The 17,053-nt window shown below is 72.6% G+C and carries 18 protein-coding genes and 1 pseudogene; 14 read left to right on the top strand and 5 right to left on the bottom strand.

The window, feature by feature from the left end:
* Positions 1 to 6 precede the first annotated feature (6 nt).
* Positions 7 to 1,929 (top strand): hypothetical protein, encoded by a 1,923-nt coding sequence (locus tag BU204_RS23660; RefSeq protein WP_075127930.1) that lies wholly within the window; start codon positions 7 to 9, stop codon positions 1,927 to 1,929.
* Positions 1,930 to 1,945: 16 nt separating this feature from the next.
* On the opposite strand, the gene BU204_RS23665 is transcribed toward BU204_RS23660, so the two are convergent.
* From BU204_RS23665 to BU204_RS23675, 3 genes are all read right to left on the bottom strand, one after another.
* Positions 1,946 to 2,587 carry a TetR/AcrR family transcriptional regulator gene (locus tag BU204_RS23665; RefSeq protein WP_083661570.1) on the bottom strand — a complete coding sequence of 214 codons (642 nt, stop codon included), beginning with the start codon at positions 2,585 to 2,587 and terminating at the stop codon, positions 1,946 to 1,948.
* The gene (locus tag BU204_RS23670; RefSeq protein WP_075127931.1) at positions 2,559 to 4,121 is read right to left on the bottom strand and encodes an MFS transporter; all 1,563 of its coding nucleotides are present in this window, start codon (positions 4,119 to 4,121) and stop codon (positions 2,559 to 2,561) included. The genes BU204_RS23665 and BU204_RS23670 overlap by 29 nt, the downstream gene beginning before the upstream one ends.
* A gap of 107 nt (positions 4,122 to 4,228) precedes the next feature.
* Positions 4,229 to 4,468, bottom strand: coding sequence for a hypothetical protein (locus tag BU204_RS23675; RefSeq protein ID WP_075127932.1), 240 nt, complete (start codon positions 4,466 to 4,468; stop codon positions 4,229 to 4,231).
* A gap of 172 nt (positions 4,469 to 4,640) precedes the next feature.
* On the opposite strand from BU204_RS23675, the gene BU204_RS23680 reads away from it, so the two are divergent.
* Positions 4,641 to 5,474, top strand: a complete 834-nt coding sequence (locus BU204_RS23680; RefSeq protein ID WP_075127933.1) for a crotonase/enoyl-CoA hydratase family protein — start codon at positions 4,641 to 4,643, stop codon at positions 5,472 to 5,474.
* 30 nt (positions 5,475 to 5,504) lie between these two features.
* Positions 5,505 to 7,211: an AMP-binding protein gene (locus BU204_RS23685; protein ID WP_075127934.1), complete on the top strand. Its 1,707-nt coding sequence runs from the start codon at positions 5,505 to 5,507 to the stop codon at positions 7,209 to 7,211.
* Positions 7,212 to 7,235: 24 nt separating this feature from the next.
* Here the strand turns inward: BU204_RS23685 and BU204_RS23690 are convergent, their stop codons facing one another.
* Positions 7,236 to 8,777, bottom strand: a complete 1,542-nt coding sequence (locus BU204_RS23690) for an FAD-binding oxidoreductase (RefSeq protein ID WP_075127935.1) — start codon at positions 8,775 to 8,777, stop codon at positions 7,236 to 7,238.
* 78 nt (positions 8,778 to 8,855) lie between these two features.
* On the opposite strand from BU204_RS23690, the gene BU204_RS23695 reads away from it, so the two are divergent.
* Together BU204_RS23695 and BU204_RS23700 are read left to right on the top strand one after the other, a co-directional pair.
* Complete coding sequence (locus tag BU204_RS23695; protein WP_083661571.1) at positions 8,856 to 9,662, top strand: TetR/AcrR family transcriptional regulator; 807 nt, start codon at positions 8,856 to 8,858, stop codon at positions 9,660 to 9,662.
* Between the two features lie 130 nt (positions 9,663 to 9,792).
* A pseudogene (locus tag BU204_RS23700) lies at positions 9,793 to 9,931 on the top strand (helix-turn-helix domain-containing protein); the annotation flags it as partial.
* Positions 9,932 to 10,058: 127 nt separating this feature from the next.
* Here BU204_RS23700 and BU204_RS23705 read toward each other — a convergent pair.
* The gene (locus BU204_RS23705) at positions 10,059 to 10,445 is read right to left on the bottom strand and encodes a MerR family transcriptional regulator (RefSeq protein ID WP_408608041.1); all 387 of its coding nucleotides are present in this window, start codon (positions 10,443 to 10,445) and stop codon (positions 10,059 to 10,061) included.
* Between the two features lie 60 nt (positions 10,446 to 10,505).
* On the opposite strand from BU204_RS23705, the gene BU204_RS23710 reads away from it, so the two are divergent.
* The 9 genes from BU204_RS23710 to BU204_RS23750 all read left to right on the top strand — a co-directional run bounded on the left by BU204_RS23710 (position 10,506) and on the right by BU204_RS23750 (position 16,930).
* A complete protein-coding gene (locus BU204_RS23710; RefSeq protein WP_233160535.1) occupies positions 10,506 to 11,711 on the top strand; it encodes an MFS transporter in 1,206 nt (401 codons plus the stop codon).
* Positions 11,711 to 12,598 carry an NADP-dependent oxidoreductase gene (locus BU204_RS23715; RefSeq protein WP_075127936.1) on the top strand — a complete coding sequence of 296 codons (888 nt, stop codon included), beginning with the start codon at positions 11,711 to 11,713 and terminating at the stop codon, positions 12,596 to 12,598. The genes BU204_RS23710 and BU204_RS23715 overlap by 1 nt, the downstream gene beginning before the upstream one ends.
* 181 nt (positions 12,599 to 12,779) lie before the next feature.
* Positions 12,780 to 13,577, top strand: a complete 798-nt coding sequence (locus tag BU204_RS23720) for a class I SAM-dependent methyltransferase (protein ID WP_083661572.1) — start codon at positions 12,780 to 12,782, stop codon at positions 13,575 to 13,577.
* 98 nt (positions 13,578 to 13,675) lie between these two features.
* Positions 13,676 to 13,888 (top strand): hypothetical protein, encoded by a 213-nt coding sequence (locus BU204_RS23725; protein WP_075127938.1) that lies wholly within the window; start codon positions 13,676 to 13,678, stop codon positions 13,886 to 13,888.
* Positions 13,889 to 13,924: 36 nt separating this feature from the next.
* Complete coding sequence (locus BU204_RS23730) at positions 13,925 to 14,545, top strand: CDP-alcohol phosphatidyltransferase family protein (RefSeq protein WP_075127939.1); 621 nt, start codon at positions 13,925 to 13,927, stop codon at positions 14,543 to 14,545.
* Positions 14,546 to 14,587: 42 nt separating this feature from the next.
* Positions 14,588 to 14,971: a glycine cleavage system protein GcvH gene (gene gcvH, locus BU204_RS23735; protein ID WP_075127940.1), complete on the top strand. Its 384-nt coding sequence runs from the start codon at positions 14,588 to 14,590 to the stop codon at positions 14,969 to 14,971.
* A 115-nt stretch (positions 14,972 to 15,086) separates the two neighbouring features.
* A complete protein-coding gene (gene garA, locus BU204_RS23740; protein WP_075127941.1) occupies positions 15,087 to 15,533 on the top strand; it encodes a glycogen accumulation regulator GarA in 447 nt (148 codons plus the stop codon).
* Between the two features lie 18 nt (positions 15,534 to 15,551).
* Complete coding sequence (ftsR, locus tag BU204_RS23745; protein ID WP_075127942.1) at positions 15,552 to 16,289, top strand: transcriptional regulator FtsR; 738 nt, start codon at positions 15,552 to 15,554, stop codon at positions 16,287 to 16,289.
* Between the two features lie 167 nt (positions 16,290 to 16,456).
* Positions 16,457 to 16,930, top strand: a complete 474-nt coding sequence (locus BU204_RS23750) for a bifunctional nuclease family protein (protein ID WP_075127943.1) — start codon at positions 16,457 to 16,459, stop codon at positions 16,928 to 16,930.
* Positions 16,931 to 17,053 lie beyond the last annotated feature (123 nt).

The raw sequence follows: 17,053 nt of genomic DNA on the forward strand, positions 1-17,053 counted from the left end.
GGACAGATGACCCCGCCCGAGACCGAGACGGCCACCGCGACCGAGGAACCCGAGACCACCCGGCCGCCGGCGGCAGCGCGGGTCGCCGTCGTCGCCACCTTTCTGGTCGGGGTCGGCGCGGTCGGCGCCTCCTCGGTCCTCTCGTCGGCCGGGGCCCGGGTTGTCCTGTCGCTCGCGGTGATCGCCGTGGGGTGGGGTATCGCGCGGCGGGCCGAGGAGTCACCGGTGGGGGAGCGGGTGGTCCGGGCCACCGGCACCTCGCTCGCCGTGCTCGGTGCCTACCTGTTCGGGCTCGCGCTGGTCACCGCGTCCGTGGGCAGCGGGCCGGCCGCCGTCGCGCCCTCGCCGACGATGGTCGTCCTGCTCGTCTACGGGTTCCCGACGCTGGCGCTGCTCCTGGCCACCGCCACCGGCATGCGGGCCTGGGCTTCCGGCGCCGGCGCGATCCTGCCGATGCTCGCCGTGCTCCTGCTCGCCGCGTCCGGTGCCTCCGCCGGGCTCGTGGCGGTCCTCATGCTCGGCGTCGCGGTGGTACTGCTCTGGCCGGCGGTGCGAACCCCGGCCCACTCGGTCCCGGGCAACCTCGCCGGGGCCGCCGCCGCGATGGCGGCCTCGTTCGCCTTCGGGGCGGGCAGCTCGCCGTTCGGGTCACTCGGCACCACCCAGCTCGGCGCCGCGGAGACCGAGGACACGGGCGGCGCGCTGAGCGGCGGACCCCAGGCCGCGGTCGTCGCCGGGGCGCTGCTCGTGGCGGTGGTCCTGCTGGTCGCCGCCGTCCTCCGGCGGGACCTCGCGACCGGCGTGCTCGCCGGCTCGCTGTTCGCCACGCCGCCACTGGCGCTGGTCGCCGACCCGGTCGTCGCCGACTGGCCGCTCGCGGTGCGGATCGTCCTGGTCGCGGTGCCGCTGGTCGTGGCGCTTGCCGCCGCGATCGCGACGCGGACGCCTCCACTCCGGACAGCCTCGGCGCGGGCATGGTGTGCGGTGGTGGTGGCGGGGGCCGCGGTGGCGCTGCTCACGCTGGGACTGCCGGTGCTCGGCTGGGCGCCCGTTGCGCAGGGTGCGGTTTCGCTGGTGGTGCTCGTCGGGGTGGTGGCCCTGGCGTACTGGTTACCCGGCCTCCCGGGAGCGGCGGCCGCCGTCGTGGCGTTGCTCGGCCTGGCCTGGGCCTCGCCGTGGTTCCCGCTGCTCGGCGGCGGGCTCGGCATGGACACGGGCACCCGCCCGCTCATCGGGGCGCTCGATGTCGGCGCCGCGGCGGTCGTGGTCTGGCTGCTGCTCCGCCGGCATCCCCGCGTCGGCGTCTTCGCCGCGTCGGCGTACTCCCTGGCCGCCTCCCTCGCGGCGTTCTTCGGCCTGCTGCTGTTCGACCCCGGCTACTTCGGCGGAACGACGGGGCCGTTCCCCGGCGAGTGGGCGCCGGTGCTGGTCGTCGGGCTGCCGCTGCTGCTGCTCGTGCTTCCCGCGGCGGCGCTCGCGTTCGGACGGTGGGCGGCGACCGCCCAGGCGGTCGGTGCGGTCGCGCTGGCCGCCGCCGGGTTCGTGCCGCTGAAGGTGATGGCCGCCGGGATCGGCGGGAGCGGCGTCGACGGCTACGGCGCACGCCTCGCACTGCAGCCGCTGACCCCGACCGACTGGCTGATGACCTCCAGCACGCTGTCGGAGGTCAGCGGGACCGCGGCCGTCGCGCTGCTGCTGGTGGTCCTGGCCGCCCTGGTACTGGCCGCGTCCCTGGCCGGACGCCCGTCGGCGCCGCTCGCCGCCGCGATCGCACTGGTGCTGCTCGCGACCGTGCAGGCCGCGTTGCTCACCGCGCTCGCCGAGTGGTCGGCGGACGAGGCCGAGACGCTCGGCTGGGTGCTCGGCGCCGCCGCGCTGGTGGCCGGCGCGGTGGCCTGGCTGTCGGTGCGGGTGGCGGAGCGCCGCTGACTAGGGCGGACGTGCCCTACACCGTCGTCCCGGACTCGAGCCGGAGCAGGGCCTCGTCGATCAGCGGGACGATGTCCAGGTTCGGGTTCTTGACCCAGTCCAGCGCGACGACGAGCAGCACCCCGACGATGGCGCCGACGGTCTGCCGGACCGCCGGGTCGGTCGGCTCCCGGCCGAGGCGGCGCGCGCTCAGCTCGGTCATCGTGTCGATGCCGCGGGTGATGTTGGGCAGCGACGCCGCCCACAGCTCGGGTACCGACAGGGCGAGCAGGCCGCGTCCGCGCTCGGCGTCGACCTCGCTGTCGGAGAGCCTCGCGAAGGACTCCATCATCGCGTTGCGCCAGGCTCCCAGCAGGCTCAGCTCGGCCGGCTGGGCCTCGAACGCGGCGAAGACCACCGGGTCGACGAGGTCGGTGGTGACCAGGTCCTCCTTGGTGGGGAAGTACCGGAACACCGTGCTCGGCGAGACCTCGGCTGCCTCCGCCACCTGCTCGACGGTCGTCGCGGCGAAGCCCTGCGCCCGGAACAGGCGGATGGCGTGCTGCTGGATCGCGGCCTTGGTCCTCGCCTTCTTCCGCTCACGCAACCCGCCCGGGGCCCCGCCTCCGGCGATGGCCTCAGCGATGGCCTCAGCGTTGGGTCGGGACGCCGAGCTCATGGTCCGATTCTGCTTTCCGGGCTGCCGCGGCGGCGAGCCGGGGGGCGCGCGCCGGCAGGAAGGCCAAGGTCAGCACGGCCCCCAGGACGGCCAGCCCGGCCGCGACCCAGAGCATCTGGCCGAACCCGTCCACGAACGCCGTGCGCACGTCCAGCAGCAGCTCGGGCGACCCCAGCCGCCCGGCGGCCGCGACGCCGGCGTGCACGCTCTCCCGCACGGCCGCGGCCACCCGGTCCGGTAAGCCGGACAGGTCCAGCCCGGAGGTGTAGCCGGAGTTCAGCACGCTGCCGAGAACCGCCGCGGACAGCGGGGCACCGAGCTTCTGCACGGCCTGGATGACCGCCGAGGCGACGCCCGAGCGCTCGGTGTCGACCGTTGCCAGGGCGGCGGCGGTAGCGGTGGCCAGCGCGAGGCCGGCGCCGAATCCGCCGATCGCGGTCCAGGTGGCGGCGAGGCCGTACCCTGTCGCGGCCGTGGTGCCGGTGGCCAGCACGAGCGCGGCGCCCAGCACCACGAAGCCGGCCGCCACCGTGATCTTGGCTCCGAGCTTGTCGACGAGCTTGTCGGCCAGCCCCGCACCGAGGATCATCCCGCCGAGCAGCGGGAGCAGCCGGATCCCGCTGCCCATCGGGTCGGCGCCGAGCACGGCCTGGAAGTACTGCGGGGTCGCGAACATGAGCCCGAAGAACGCGAAGAGCCCGAGGGCCGTGAGGATCGTCCCCCAGGTGAACCGGGCCGAGGAGAACAGCGAGAGGTCGACGAGTGCGCGGCCGGGGGAGCGCCGGTCCAGGGCCCGCTCCCAGAGCGCGAAGGCCCCCAGGAGCACGAGGCCGACGAGCATCCCGCCCACCGCCCCGGCCGACCCCCAACCGTCCTGACCGGCCCGGACCAGCCCGAAGGTGAGCACGGCGAGGCCGGCACTGGAGGTGAGCACGCCGACCGGGTCGAGCGCGGGCGGGACCTCGCTACGCGACTCCGGCAGCAGTACGGCCACCGCGACCAGCGCGAGCGCGATCACTGGCAGGTTCATCAGGAAGACCCAGCCCCACCAGAAGTTCGACAGCATCCAGCCGCCGACGATCGGCCCGAGCGGAAGCGCGATGAAGTTGGCCGCCGACCACACGCCGACCGCCCGTGGTCGCTCCTCCGGGGTGAACATCACCGCGAGCGCGGACAACACGAGCGGCAGCACCATCGCGGCGCCGAGCCCGAGCACGGCCTGCGCCGCGATGAACATCTCCGGCGTGGTCGAGAGCGCCGCCAGGACCGAACCGCCCGCGTACACCACGAGCGCGACGAGCAGCATCCGCTTGCGCCCGAACCGGTCGCCGAGCAGCCCGCCGGGCAGCACCCCCGCCGCGAGCACCAGCGTGTAGGCGGAGACGAACCACTGCAGCTCCGAGGCGGACGCGTGCAGCGCCGGCGCCAACGTAGACAGTGCCACCGTGAGGATCGTGACCGGCAGCGCCACCGCGATCACCACCACGCTCAACGCCCCGAGCGCCCACCACCGCCGAGCCCCGACCCCATCCATGACCCCTCCAGTTGTCACGTGAAAGCTAACTCTGAACTGAAAGTACACTGTCAGTTCAGAGCTGGCTACCACTTTCCGCGCGGCGGGAGCGCGGCTGGAGGTGCGGGCTACTCCGCGCGGTGGCGGCGACCGCGGGTGGGGCGGGCGGCGTCGGGTGACGGCGGCGCGGAGGACGGGGTGGCCGCCGGTGCGGGGGCGGTCGTGGCCGAGGCCCCGGTGCTCGGCGAGGGGCCCGGGATGGGGCGCTCGGTGGGGGGCGGGCTCGGGGTGGCGGGGTCGCTTCGGCCGGCCATCTCGCGCAGCAGCTCGTCGAAGATGGGTGTCGCCGACACGTCGTCCGGGGTCATGCGAGCTCCTAGGGGCCTGTGGAACGGACGGTGACGCCCGCACCGACACAGCGTGCCAAAGCGATCCGCCCACGATCGGGCTAACTCCTCGCCGCCCTCGTGGCCACGGCGCGTACGCGAGCTTCGACCGGTGGAGTGGCCGCGGGGCCACCGCCTAGGTGAGGATGAACCCATGACTGCGACGCTGGACGATCTTGTCAGCCTCCGGGTGGCCACTGTGGACGGGGTCGCCGAGGTGACCCTCGTCGGCCCGGGCAAGGGCAACGCCATGGGGCCGGACTTCTGGCGAGAGCTCCCCCTGGTCTTCGGCGCGCTCGACGCCGACCCCGAGGTTCGCGCGGTCATCCTGACCGGCGCCGGCCCGAACTTCTCCTACGGCCTCGACCTCCCGGCGATGATGTCCACCTGGGCACCCCTGCTCGCCGACCGCGCGCTCGCCGGACCCCGCTCGGCCTTCCTCGACGAGATCCGCGCCCTGCAGGCGGCGGTCACCTCCGTAGCCGTCTGCCGCAAGCCGGTCGTCGCCGCCGTCGCGGGGTGGTGCATCGGCGGCGGGGTCGACCTGATCGCCGCCGCCGACGTGCGGCTGGCCAGCGCCGACGCCCGGTTCAGCGTGCGCGAGGTGAAGGTGGCGATCGTGGCCGACCTCGGCAGCCTCCAGCGGCTCGCCGGGATCGTCGGCGAGGGGCACCTGCGCGAGCTCGCCTTCACCGGCAAGGACATCGACGCGAGCCGGGCGGAGCGGATCGGGCTGGTGAACGACGTCCACCCCGACCGGGACGCGGTGCTCGCCGCCGCGCGCGAGCTGGCGGGCGAGGTCGCCGCGAACCCCCCGCTGGTCGTGCAGGGCGTCAAGGACGTGCTCGGCCAACGGCGCGAGCAGCAGGTGGCCGACGGTTTGCGGTACGTGTCGGCGTGGAACGCGGCGTTCCTGCCCAGCGAGGACCTCGGCGAGGCGACCAGCGCGTTCCTCGAGCGGCGGGCCCCGCGGTTCCGGGGTGAGTGAGATGGCCAGCAGAGACAGGAGGCGACACGCGTGACGAGCGCGACCGACACGTTCCAGGCAGCCAGGGACTTCCTGCTCGAGTACCGGGAGGACTACCACCGCGCCAGCGCCGACTTCGCGTGGCCGAGCCTGACCGAGTTCAACTGGGCACTCGACTGGTTCGACGTGGTCGCCTCGCGGGAGCCGACCGCGAGCCGCCCCGCGCTCTGGATCGTCGAGGAGGACGGCCGGGAGACCCGGTGGACCTTCGCCGACCTGTCCCGACGGTCCAACCAGGTCGCCAACTGGTTACGCGCCAACGGTGTCCGGCGCGGTGACCGGGTGGTCCTCATGCTGGGCAACCAGGGTGAGCTGTGGGAGACGATTCTCGCGGCGATGAAGCTCGGCGCGGTGCTGATCCCCGCGTCGACCCTGCTGGGCGCCGCGGACCTGCGCGACCGGGTGGACCGCGGCCGGGTCGCGCACGTGGTGGCACGTGCGGAGGACACGCCGAAGTTCGCCGACGTGCCGGGCTCCTACACCAGGATCGCCGTGGGGGAGCGGGTCGAGGGCTGGCTGGCGTTCGCCGACTCGGCGGGGGCGTCGGGGGAGTTCACCCCGGACGGCGTCACCTCTGCCGAGGACACTCTGCTGCTGTACTTCACCTCCGGGACCACGGCCAAGCCCAAGCTGGTGCGGCACACCCACGTTTCCTACCCGGTCGGCCATCTGTCCACGATGTACTGGATCGGGCTCGAGCCGGGCGACGTGCACCTCAACATCTCCTCGCCGGGCTGGGCGAAGCACGCCTGGAGCAACGTCTTCGCGCCCTGGAACGCCGAGGCGACGGTGTTCATCCACAACTACTCCCGCTTCGACGCGACCGCCCTGATGTCCCAGATGGATCGCTGTGGCGTCACCTCGTTCTGCGCTCCGCCGACGGTGTGGCGGATGCTCATCCAAGCCGACCTGTCCCAGCTGCGCACGCCGCCGGCGAAGGTCGTCGGTGCCGGCGAGCCCCTCAACCCGGAGGTGATCGAGCAGGTCTCCAAGGCGTGGAACGTCACGATCCGGGACGGCTTCGGCCAGACCGAGACCTCGGTCCAGGTAGCGAACACGCCGGGTCAGCCGGTGAAGCCGGGCTCGATGGGCCGCGCCCTGCCCGGCTTCGGCATCGCGCTGCTCGACGCGGCCGGGGTGCCCAGCGACGAGGGCGAGATCTGCATCGACCTGTCCCGCCGGCCGGTCGGCCTGATGGCCGACTACGCCGACGACGAGGAACGCACCGCCGAGGTCATGCGTGAGGGCTACTACCACACCGGCGACGTCGGCTCGCGCGACGCGGACGGCTACATCACCTATGTCGGGCGCGCCGACGACGTGTTCAAGGCGTCGGACTACCGGATCTCGCCGTTCGAGCTGGAGAGCGTGCTCATCGAGCATGAGGCCGTGGCCGAGGCCGCCGTGGTCCCCTCGCCCGACCCCATCCGCCTCGCCGTGCCCAAGGCCTACGTCGTCCTGACCGCCGGGCACCGCCCGGACGCCGACACGGCCCGCTCGATCCTCGCCTTCGCCCGGGAGCACCTGGCTCCCTACAAGCGGATCCGCCGGCTCGAGTTCGCCGACCTGCCCAAGACGATCTCCGGCAAGATTCGCCGCGTCGAGCTGCGCGGTCGGGAGCGGGAGGTCCACCAGGACCCCTCGGCCACGGTCGGCGGCGAGTACCGCGAGGAGGACTTCCCCGATCTCAAGGCGTGAGGGCGATCGTCGACGGGCGCCGGGTCACCGCACGGAGAGCGCGTGCCGAAAGACGTTCCCGGGGTCCCAGCGTGACTTCGCGGCACGCAGGCGGGGGTAGTTCGCGTCGTAGTAGAGGGTGTGCCAGGGCCTGCCGGACGTGTTCTGGGTCGGGTCCGCCAGGTCGACGTCGGGGTAGTTGACGTAGGCGCCGGCCGCGGGAACGCCGCCGGTGTCGGCGTACACGTCCCGGTAGAGCTCGCGCAGCCAGTCGACGTGCCGGGCGTCCTGCGCCGGGTCGGCCCAACCCGTGAGGTAGAAGGCCAACATCGTCGAGTCGCGCCGTGCGGTCGCCGTGGCGTCCGCGCGGAGGGAGTTGATCGCGCCGCCGTAGGTGTTGAGGCTCACCGACCCGGCCGCCGTCTCGTAGCCGGTGCGGGTCAGGTGGTGGTACAGGGCGGCGCGCTGCCGCTCGGTCAGGCCGGTGCGGTGGAAGGCGGACTTCACCTTCAGCCGCCACCTCTTGCCGTCGTCCTCGACGTGTCGAAGCGTCGCCGCCAGCCAGGGCAGCGTCTCCTGGGACCGGGACGGCGTGACGTCGACGCCGTCGCTCAGCGCGGCGACCTGGTCGTCCAGCACGTGGGCCGCGTCGGCGGGGACCTGTCCGGACAGGACGTGCACGCCCGTGCTCCGGCGGTTGAGGACCAGTTCGCCGTAGAGGCTCGTTCCAGGGTCGCCGGGTGCGCTGTTGCGTTCGCACCAGGTGCCGAAGTTGCCCGCGAGTCGGTGGAAGCCGCGCTCGTCCATGCCGTCCCAGGGCCAGCTGACGTGGAAGTTCAGCACCCGTGCGGGAGGGGCGGGCAGCGACCGGAACCAGTACCGGGTGACCACGCCGAAGTTCCCCCCGCCGCCTCCGGTGTGCGCCCACCACAGCTCCCGGCGCGGATCGGACAGTTCGCTGGTGGCGACCACGGCGCCCACCTCGCCCGACTGGTCCACGACGACGACCTCGACCGCGTACAGGTGGTCGCTCGCGAGGCCGTGCAGCCGGGACAACCGGCCGTAGCCGCCGCCCGCGACGTGCCCGCCCGCCCCGACGCCGGGGCACGAGCCACCCGGGATCGTGACGCCCCAGCCGAGGTAGAGCGCGCGGTACACCTCGCCGAGCGTCGCGCCCGCCTCGACCGCGTACGCCGCCCGCCTCCGGTCGAAGTAGACACGGTTCAGGCCGGCCAGGTCGATCAGCACCCGCACCTCCGGGTCGTCGACGAACCCCTCGAACCCGTGCCCGCCGGCGCGCACCGCGACCCGGCGTCCCGAGCGGACCGCGTCCCGCACGGCGTCCACGACCGCGGCGGTGGACCCGACGACCCGCACCTCCTCCGGTGCGCCGACGAAGCGGCTGTTGCCCCGGCGCACGAGGTCCTCGTACCGCGGGTCGCCCGGGAGCACGTGAACCGGGCCGAGCGGCGGCGGGCAGTTCTCGGGGTCGCTGTTCGGCGACGTCGCGCCGAGGCCGGCGGTGGACGCGGCGGCGCCGGCCGCCGCGCCGGCGCGCAGGAGGTTTCGGCGGCTGTGCTGGGTCATGGCGCAAGCCTCTCGGCGCGCACGGCCCACGACGAGTAGTTTCGTCACACGAGCTGATGTGACGAAAAGGAGTCGGGGGTGGAGTGTGTCGAATGCGCGGGTTCGTTGCCGCGCGACCCGGGGCGGGGACGCCCGCGGCGGTACTGCTCGCGCGCCTGCCAGGCACGGGCGTACCGGCGCCGACGCGACCACGTCGCGGCCGGGCGACGCCGCGAACCCGCCGGTCGCCCCGCGACGACCGCCACCACCGTGCGCGAGGGCCTCGTGGAGCTCGCGATCAGGACCGCCGACGCCGCCGGTCTCGGCGCTGTCGCCATGCGCACCCTCGCCGAACGTGCCGGGCTACCAGTGCACGCGCTGTACCAGGCCGTCCATGACCGCGCCGAACTGCTCGCCGCGATGGCGGAGCGCACCATCGGCGACCGCATGCCCCAACGCCCCGCCCCGGCGGACCCGCGCGCCGCGCTCGACCAGCTTGCCCGCGACGAATGGGCGATGTACCGCCGCCACCCCTGGCTGGTCACGATCCTCGCCACCGGGCGGCCGCCGACCGGTCCCGCGGTGCTGTCCATCGTGGACCGCGCGGTCGAGGCGCTCACCCTCGCCGGCTACTCGCCGGCCGACGCGTTCGCCGGCTACCTCGCCCTCGACGGCTACGTCCAGGGGATGGCTCTGCTCGTCGACCGCGAGACCGCCGACACCACCTACCACACCTGGCGAACAGCCACCCTCCACCGCCTGGAGCGCACCGGCCGCGTCCAGCGCCACCCGTGGCTGGCCGCCGTCCGGCACAGCGACCCACGGCGAGCCGCCAGGGAGCTGGACACCTGGTTCGACTTCGGGCTCCGCCGCCTGCTCGACGGCCTGCTCCCCGCCCTCCCGTAGCCGTGGGCGCTCAGACCAAGGCGCTAGGTGACTTGGTCATGAGGTTGGTGACGGTGTGTTGGCTTGATCATGGGTGAGGCCTCCGGTGCGGTGGTGATTGCGAAGTCAGTCACCACACTCGGAGGCCTCGATGGGACACGCTAACGCTCGTTTGACCGTGCATGGACGCCTGGTGTTGGTTGAGCGGGTCGCTGCTGGCAGACCGGTCGCTCATGTGGCGAAAGAACTCGGTGTGTCCCGGCAGTGTGCGCATCGGTGGGTGCGCAGCCGCCGGGCACCGCCCGGACGCCGACACGGCTCGCTCGATCCTCGCCTTCGCCCGGGAGCACCTGGCTCCCTACAAGCGGATCCGCCGGCTCGAGTTCGCCGACCACGGCCTGCCGTCTCGTGTCCGGCTCAGTTCGCCGGGCTCGGTGTGGACGGTGCCGCGGTGATCACTGTGTTCAGGATCTGGCGGGACGTGGTGAGGTCCTCGATGGCCTGGTCGATCCGGTCGCGTTCCCGCCGCAGCCGCGCCACGAGGTCCGGACAGATCGGCACCAGTCGCTCGCCGTCCTCCCGGATGCACGGCAACACCGAGGAGATCGTCGCGGTGGACAGGCCAGCAGCCAGCAGGCCCCGGATCCGGCGCACCACGGCGACGTCGGAGGACAGGTACTCCCGGTACCCGCTTGGTCGGCGTTGCGGTTGGAGCAATCCCTGCTCCTCGTAGTAGCGCAACAGCCGTTGGCTCACTCCGCTGCGTCGGGACAACTCCCCGATCCTGATCGTCTGCACCGACACTGCGACTCCCGCCACACGGCATTGACTCTCACATTCGTGTGAGACTTTACGGTCCGCGGTGTGACGCCCACAACGATCCCACCCGGTACTCCGGCGCCCGCCACGACGAGGCGCGCGGCCCCGATCATCGTCGGTTTCCTCCTGTGCATCTTCGCGATCGGCACAGCCGAGCTGCTGGTGAGCGGCCTGTTACCGCAGATCGCGGCCAGCATGCAGGTCTCCGTGGCCAGCACCGGTCAACTCGTTACCGCATACGCCCTCGGGGTGGTGGTCGGCGGGCCGCTGATCACCGTGCTCACCGCACGGATGCCCCGCAAAGGTCTGGTTCTTGGTCTGGTCGCGTTGTTCATCGCCGGGAGCCTGGTCAGCGCGGCGGCGACCTCCTATGGCCTGCTGGTGGTCAGCCGGGTGCTGGCGGCGCTGTCGCAGGGAACCCTGTATGCGATCTCCCTGGTCGTGGTCACGGCCGTCGTGCCACCCGAGCGGGCAGGCCGGGCCATCGCCATCGTGGTTTCCGGCCTCACCGTCGCGACCGTGCTGGGTGTTCCCCTCGGCGCCCTGCTCGGCCAGGCCTTCGGCTGGCGAACACCGTTCCTCGCCGTCGCGTTGATCGCCGCCGCGGGTGGTGCGGTCCTGGCCGTGGCGATGCCGCGCACACCGGCCTCGGCCACTGGCGCCCGGTCCGAGCTTCGGGTCCTGGCGCGTCGCCCGGTGCTGTTGGCCATCACCACGACCGCCGTCGGGTTCGCCGGCGTCGGCATCGTGCTGACCTACCTCGTGCCGCTGTTGACCGAGGTCAGCGGCTTTTCTGGCGGTGCGGCGTCCGCCCTGCTGCTCGCCTACGGCGTCGGCAGCCTGCTGGGCAACCTGGCCGCCGGCCGGCTGACCGACGTTTCGCCGCTCATGACGGTGCGGATCGTGTTCCTCGGCCTGACGGTGGTCCTGGCCACCCTCCCGTTCGCGGCCACCTGGCAACCGACCACCTTCGTCGCGGTGCTGGCCTTCGGCCTGCTGGCCACTGCCACGATCGCGCCATTACAGGGCCTGCTCCTCCAGCACGCCGCCGACGCGCCCACCCTGTCGGTCACCGTCAACGTCAGCGGGTTCAACCTCGCCAACGCGTTCGGCGCCGCGCTCGGCGGGGGCATCGTCGCCGCGGGCGCGTTGCGGTGGAACGGCCTGGCCGGAGCCACCCTCGCGCTGGCCGGTCTCGGCCTGTCCTGGCTGGCCATGTCCCGCACGGCAACCGCCCCTCAGGAGGCATGATGCGCGCTGTCCAACTCGACCGGCCCGGCGGGCCCGACGCACTGACGGTGCGCGACATCCCGGTCCCCACCCGAGCAGACGGCGAGATCCTCATCCGCACCGTCGCCAGCAGCATCAATCCGGTGGACTGGAAGACCCGGACCATGGTCGGCGCCGACCGGCTGCCGATGACCCTCGGCTGGGACCTCGCCGGGGTCGTACTCGCGAGCGATCATCCCGGCTTCGGCACGGGTGACCGCGTGATCGCGATGTCCGCACAGTTCGCCACCGGCCGGGGCACCTGGACCGACATCGTCTCGCTGCCCGCCGACCTGGTCGCCGCCGCGCCGGCGACCGTCAGCCTGCCCGAAGCCGCGACGTTGCCGCTGGCCGGCCTGACCGCATTACAGGTTCTGAACAGACTGCGGCTCACACCGGGACAGACACTGCTGGTCACGGGTGCGGCAGGCGCGGTCGGAGGACTGGCCGTGCAGCTCGCCGCCCACGAAGGAATCGTCGTCCACGGCCTCGTGTCCCGACCGGAACACCTCGACGCCGTCCGTCAACTCGGAGCCGACGAGGTGACCGACCAGACGGGAGCGTTGGGCCGTTACGACGCCGTCTTCGACACAGCCGGGGTCCACGTCCCGCACGCGGTCAAGGACGGTGGTCGATACATCACCGTCGGCGCTGACGCCGTGACCGACGAACTCGCCGAGCGCACGATCGACGCCGGCCCCAACTACGTCGAGCAGGACGGCGCCGGTCTGACCCGGCTCGCCGCGCTGGTCGACGCCGGGGGACTGCGCCTGCGAATCGGCACTCACTACCCGATCCACCAGATACACCACGCACATCGACGAGCGGAGCGGGGCGGCATGCTCGGCAAGGTCGTGCTGACCTTCTGACCGCGCGCCGTCCACGAGAGCGAGTCCGCCCGCCGGAGGGGACCAGGCGCTCGCCGGGAGGGTGCCGGCGGACCCGCCCGGTCTAAGGCACTGGGCCATCCGATCTGAGTCTTTGCCCGATGCGTAGCGCTGGCGCCTGATCGACGATGAAACACGTCGGACTCGGTGGCAGGAGACGAGAATGCCCTCAGCAGTGATCGACGGACTGGCACGCGGCGCGCGGGAGCAGGACTGGCCGCCGCTGCCGGAGTGGGAGCACCGCCCGCTGCACCGGGCCGTGCTCGGCGCGCTCGGGCCGGTGGACGGCCTCCGCCTGCTGGACGTCGGCTGCGGTGTCGGCCTGCTGCTGCGCTCGGCGGAGAGCCGGGGTGCGCTGGTCGCCGGGGTCGACTCCGCCGTCGAATCGCTCGAGATCGCCCGGTGGGCGTTGCCCGAGGTCGACCTGCGGGTCGGCGACGCGACCGCGGTGCCGTTCCCCGACGCCGCCTTCGACGTGGTCACCGCGAGCACCGCGGTGCCACCCGGCGGGCGGGACCGAGTAGCCGTCCTCGCCGAGCTCGCCCGGGTGACGCGAGCCGGTGGACGGGTGGCCGTCGGAGGTTGGGCGCACCCCGCCGGCTGCTGGGCCCAGGAGTTCGGCAGCCGCCTGCGCCGGTTGGCGCCGGACGGACCGCTGACCACCGGGACCGGTGCCGAGCCCGGCCTCGCGGGTGACCTGTCCGCCGCCGGGCTGACCGTGCTCGGCGGCGGCGAGCTCGACTGCCCGGCCGTGTACCCCACCCGGGGCGCGATGTGGGCGGCGATGCTCGGGAGCGAGCAGCTGCTGCAGGTCATCGGCTTCGCGGGGGAGCGCGCCGTGCACGAGGCCTTCCTCGCCTCGGTCGAGCCCGTCGTCGCGGCGGACGGCTCGGTCCACGTCAGCAAGGCCTTCCGCTTCTCCGTCGCCGCCGTGGCCGGTCCGCCGTGTTTCGCCCAATGACGATCTTGTGAATACCGGCGAAACCGCTCAGTATCGGTGACCGGCTGTCGACAGAATGGGTGCGAGCACGACCACACCCCGAGACTGTGAGTAGTCCAATGAGCACCGAAACCGCCGTCCTCAACCCGACCCGGACCACCGAGAGCCTGCCCACCGCCCTGTGCAGCGTGGTGTGGAGCCAGGGTCACTGCTACGTCCGCGAGGGTTCCCTCGGCCGGTCGCGCTGGGTCGGGATGGACCACCGGGGACGCGCGGTCTCGCTCACCGACGCCGACCTGCGCCGCCGCGGCTGGAGCCTGCGGCGCGCGTGACCTCGCCCGCCGGCGGCGGCCCTATAGGGTCGCGCCATGGCGGAGAGCGTGCGGCCGGCCAGGCCCGAGGACGTCGACGAGCTGCCCGACCGGCTGCTGACGATCCCGAACCTGTTGAGCGTCATCCGGCTCGCCGGCGTGCCGGTGTTCCTCTGGCTGCTGCTGGTGCCGCGAGCGGACGGGTGGGCGCTCGCGATCCTCGTCTTCAGCGGCGTCTCCGACTGGGCCGACGGCAAGATCGCTCGCCGGTTCAACCAGATGAGCCGCTTCGGAGCGGTGCTCGACCCGGCCGCCGACCGCCTCTACACCCTCGCGACCATCGTCGCCTTCGTCGTGCGGGACATCGTCCCCTGGTGGATCGCCGCGATCCTGGTCGGCCGCGACCTCATGGTCGGCCTCTGCATCTGGGTGCTCGGCCGCAACGGCTTCGCCCCGCCCGAGGTCACCTACGTCGGCAAGGCGGCCACGTTCAACCTCATGTACGCGATGCCGTTGATGCTGCTGGCCCAGGGCGGCTCGACCGCGGCCACCCTCGTCCGGCCCGTCGCCTACGCCTTCGCCGTCTGGGGCGGTGCCCTGTTCCTCTGGTCCGGCCTGCTCTACCTGGTGCAGACCCGCGCGGCACTGCGGTCGGCGCCCGCCGCGCGCCCCCTCTAGGCTGTCGGCCGACATATCGCGTCGAGCGTGAAGGACGGGCCTGTGACGACGCCGGAGGACCTCAAGTACACCGAAGAGCACGAGTGGCTGGCGACCACGGCCGAGACCGTGCGGGTCGGCATCACCGACTATGCCCAACAGCAGCTCGGTGACGTGGTTTTCGTCGAGCTGCCGGAGGTCGGGCGGACCGTCAACGCGGGCGACCCGGTGGGGGAGGTCGAGTCCACCAAGAGCGTGTCGGAGATCTTCGCGCCGGTCAGCGGCGAGGTCACCGCGGTCAACACGGCCCTCGACGAGACCCCGGAGCTGATCAACAGCGACCCCTACGGCGACGGCTGGATCATCGAGCTCGCCGTCACCGACCCCGGCGCGGTCGACGCGTTGCTGGACGCGGAGGCCTACCAGGCCCTCACCGAGAAGGACTGATCGGGTACCCGCCGGGCCGCTCCGCACGCGCTGCGGGGAGTCACCGTCTGGCCTGCTGATCGAGCACGGTACGTTTGCTGTCGTAGAGGTCAGCACCAGCAGGAGGAGAGCTCAGGTGAGCACCAACGACGGGCCCGGCGTCCCGCCGGAGCAGTCTCCGGAGCGGACTTCGGTCTTCCGGGCAGACTTCTTCGCCGAGGCCGAGACCACCGAGCCGCCAGCTGAGCCGGCTGTCGCCGGTGTCGACGCCCTGCCTGCCGGCTCGGCGCTGCTGGTGGTCAAGCGCGGCCCCAACGCCGGCTCGCGCTTCCTGCTCGACCGGGACACCACCAGCGCCGGTCGCCACCCGGACAGCGACATCTTCCTCGACGACGTGACGGTCTCCCGCCGGCACGCGGAGTTCCGTCGCGAGGGCGGGGAGTTCGTCGTGATCGACGTCGGCAGCCTGAACGGCACCTACGTGAACCGGGAGCCGGTCGACCAGGCCGTGCTCGCCGGTGGCGACGAGGTGCAGATCGGCAAGTTCCGCCTGGTCTTCCTCACCGGTTCGAACGCCTCCTAGGGTCGCGCGGAGTCGGGTGTGACGGCTGCCGGGCGGCCACGAGGCGACGGGGCGGGCGCGCGGTTGAGCATCGGTGCGGTGCTCGGCCGGTTGCGTCCGGAGTTCCCCGACGTCACGATCTCCAAGATCCGTTTCCTGGAGGCCGAGGGCCTGGTCCGGCCTGCCCGAACCGCCTCCGGCTACCGCCAGTTCACCGAGCCCGACGTGGAGCGGTTGCGGTTCGTGCTGGCCGCCCAGCGCGACCACTACCTCCCGCTGAAGGTCATCAAGGAGCAGCTCGAGGCGGCCGACCGGGCGGAGACCGGGCCCCAGCCGCCGCGGCCGGTGCTGATGGCGGTCTCGCGGAACGGGCTGCCCGCCGCGGAGGAGTTCGTCGACGAGCCGGTGCGCCGGCTCACCCGGGAGGAACTGCTCGAGCAGGCCGGCATCGACGCGGTCGCGCTCGCCGAGCTGGAGCAGTACGGCCTGGTCCGGCCCGGTCCCGCGGGCTTCTACGACTCGGACTCCGTCGAGGTGGCCAGGATGGCCAGGGCGCTGGGCGAGTACGGCATCGAGCCGCGGCACCTGCGTGCCTACCGCGCCTCCGCGGACCGCGAGGTGGGGCTGCTCGAGCAGGTCGTGGCGCCGATGTTCCACCAGCACGGCGAGGAGGCCCGGGGTCGGGCGGAGGAGGCCACGCGGGAGCTGGCCGCGCTCTCGGTCGGTCTGCACACCCTGCTCGTGAAGGCTGGGTTGCGCCGGATGTCCGGCCGGTGACGACAGAGTGTCGACGGGTCCGTTACGTGCTGTTTTCGCATCGTGACGTGGATCGCTATCGGATAACACAAGCATCGGAAGCAGAAGGCGGGTAGCGTCGAGGCCAGCGATGAGCGATCCTCGAAGCATGGGTGTCCTCATCGAGCGAGCGGAGGGAGGCGATCCCGATGAGCGAGATGCGCGTCGTGGGCGTGCGGGTGGAGTTGCCCGCAAACCAACCGATCTTGCTGCTGCGCGAGACGGATGGTGAGCGTTACCTCCCGATCTGGATCGGCTCGGTGGAGGCCACCGCGATCGCCCTGGAGCAACAGGGCGTCCGGCCGGCCCGGCCGTTGACCCACGATCTGCTCAAGGACGTGATCGGTGCGCTCGGGCGCGAGCTCGAGCAGGTCCGGATCACCGACCTGCGGGAGGGCACCTTCTTCGCGGAGCTCGTGTTCGACGGCGATGTCCGGGTCTCGGCCCGGCCCAGTGACTCGGTGGCGCTCGCCCTGCGCATCGGGGTGCCGATCCATGCCGAGGACTCGGTCCTGCAGGAGGCCGGGCTGATCATCCCGGACGAGCAGGAGGACGAGGTCGAGAAGTTCCGCGAGTTCCTCGACTCGGTCTCGCCCGAGGACTTCCGCGGCGCCGACACCTAGCCGCTCGCTCGGTGCCGCTCGCTCGGTGCCGCTCGCTCGGTCCGACCCGGGGCGCAGCCTCGACCTCACGTAGAGGTTTGGACCGGTTGCCCGCGCGTCGCGTTGACCGTCAACCCCGCCGGA

The sequence above is a fragment of the Actinophytocola xanthii genome, assembly GCF_001921205.1.
Lineage (GTDB): Bacteria > Actinomycetota > Actinomycetes > Mycobacteriales > Pseudonocardiaceae > Actinophytocola > Actinophytocola xanthii.

Excerpts from the sequence above, each read along its gene's own strand:
- BU204_RS23715 (WP_075127936.1), top strand. The coding sequence starts at position 11,711 with ATGCGCGCTGTCCAACTCGACCGGCCCGGCGGGCCCGACGCACTGACG.
- BU204_RS23665 (WP_083661570.1), bottom strand. The coding sequence starts at position 2,587 with ATGAGCTCGGCGTCCCGACCCAACGCTGAGGCCATCGCTGAGGCCATC.
- BU204_RS23670 (WP_075127931.1), bottom strand. The coding sequence starts at position 4,121 with ATGGATGGGGTCGGGGCTCGGCGGTGGTGGGCGCTCGGGGCGTTGAGC.
- BU204_RS23730 (WP_075127939.1), top strand. The coding sequence starts at position 13,925 with ATGGCGGAGAGCGTGCGGCCGGCCAGGCCCGAGGACGTCGACGAGCTG.
- BU204_RS23720 (WP_083661572.1), top strand. The coding sequence starts at position 12,780 with ATGCCCTCAGCAGTGATCGACGGACTGGCACGCGGCGCGCGGGAGCAG.
- BU204_RS23750 (WP_075127943.1), top strand. The coding sequence starts at position 16,457 with ATGAGCGAGATGCGCGTCGTGGGCGTGCGGGTGGAGTTGCCCGCAAAC.
- BU204_RS23660 (WP_075127930.1), top strand. The coding sequence starts at position 7 with ATGACCCCGCCCGAGACCGAGACGGCCACCGCGACCGAGGAACCCGAG.
- BU204_RS23680 (WP_075127933.1), top strand. The coding sequence starts at position 4,641 with ATGACTGCGACGCTGGACGATCTTGTCAGCCTCCGGGTGGCCACTGTG.
- BU204_RS23675 (WP_075127932.1), bottom strand. The coding sequence starts at position 4,468 with ATGACCCCGGACGACGTGTCGGCGACACCCATCTTCGACGAGCTGCTG.
- BU204_RS23725 (WP_075127938.1), top strand. The coding sequence starts at position 13,676 with ATGAGCACCGAAACCGCCGTCCTCAACCCGACCCGGACCACCGAGAGC.
- BU204_RS23690 (WP_075127935.1), bottom strand. The coding sequence starts at position 8,777 with ATGACCCAGCACAGCCGCCGAAACCTCCTGCGCGCCGGCGCGGCGGCC.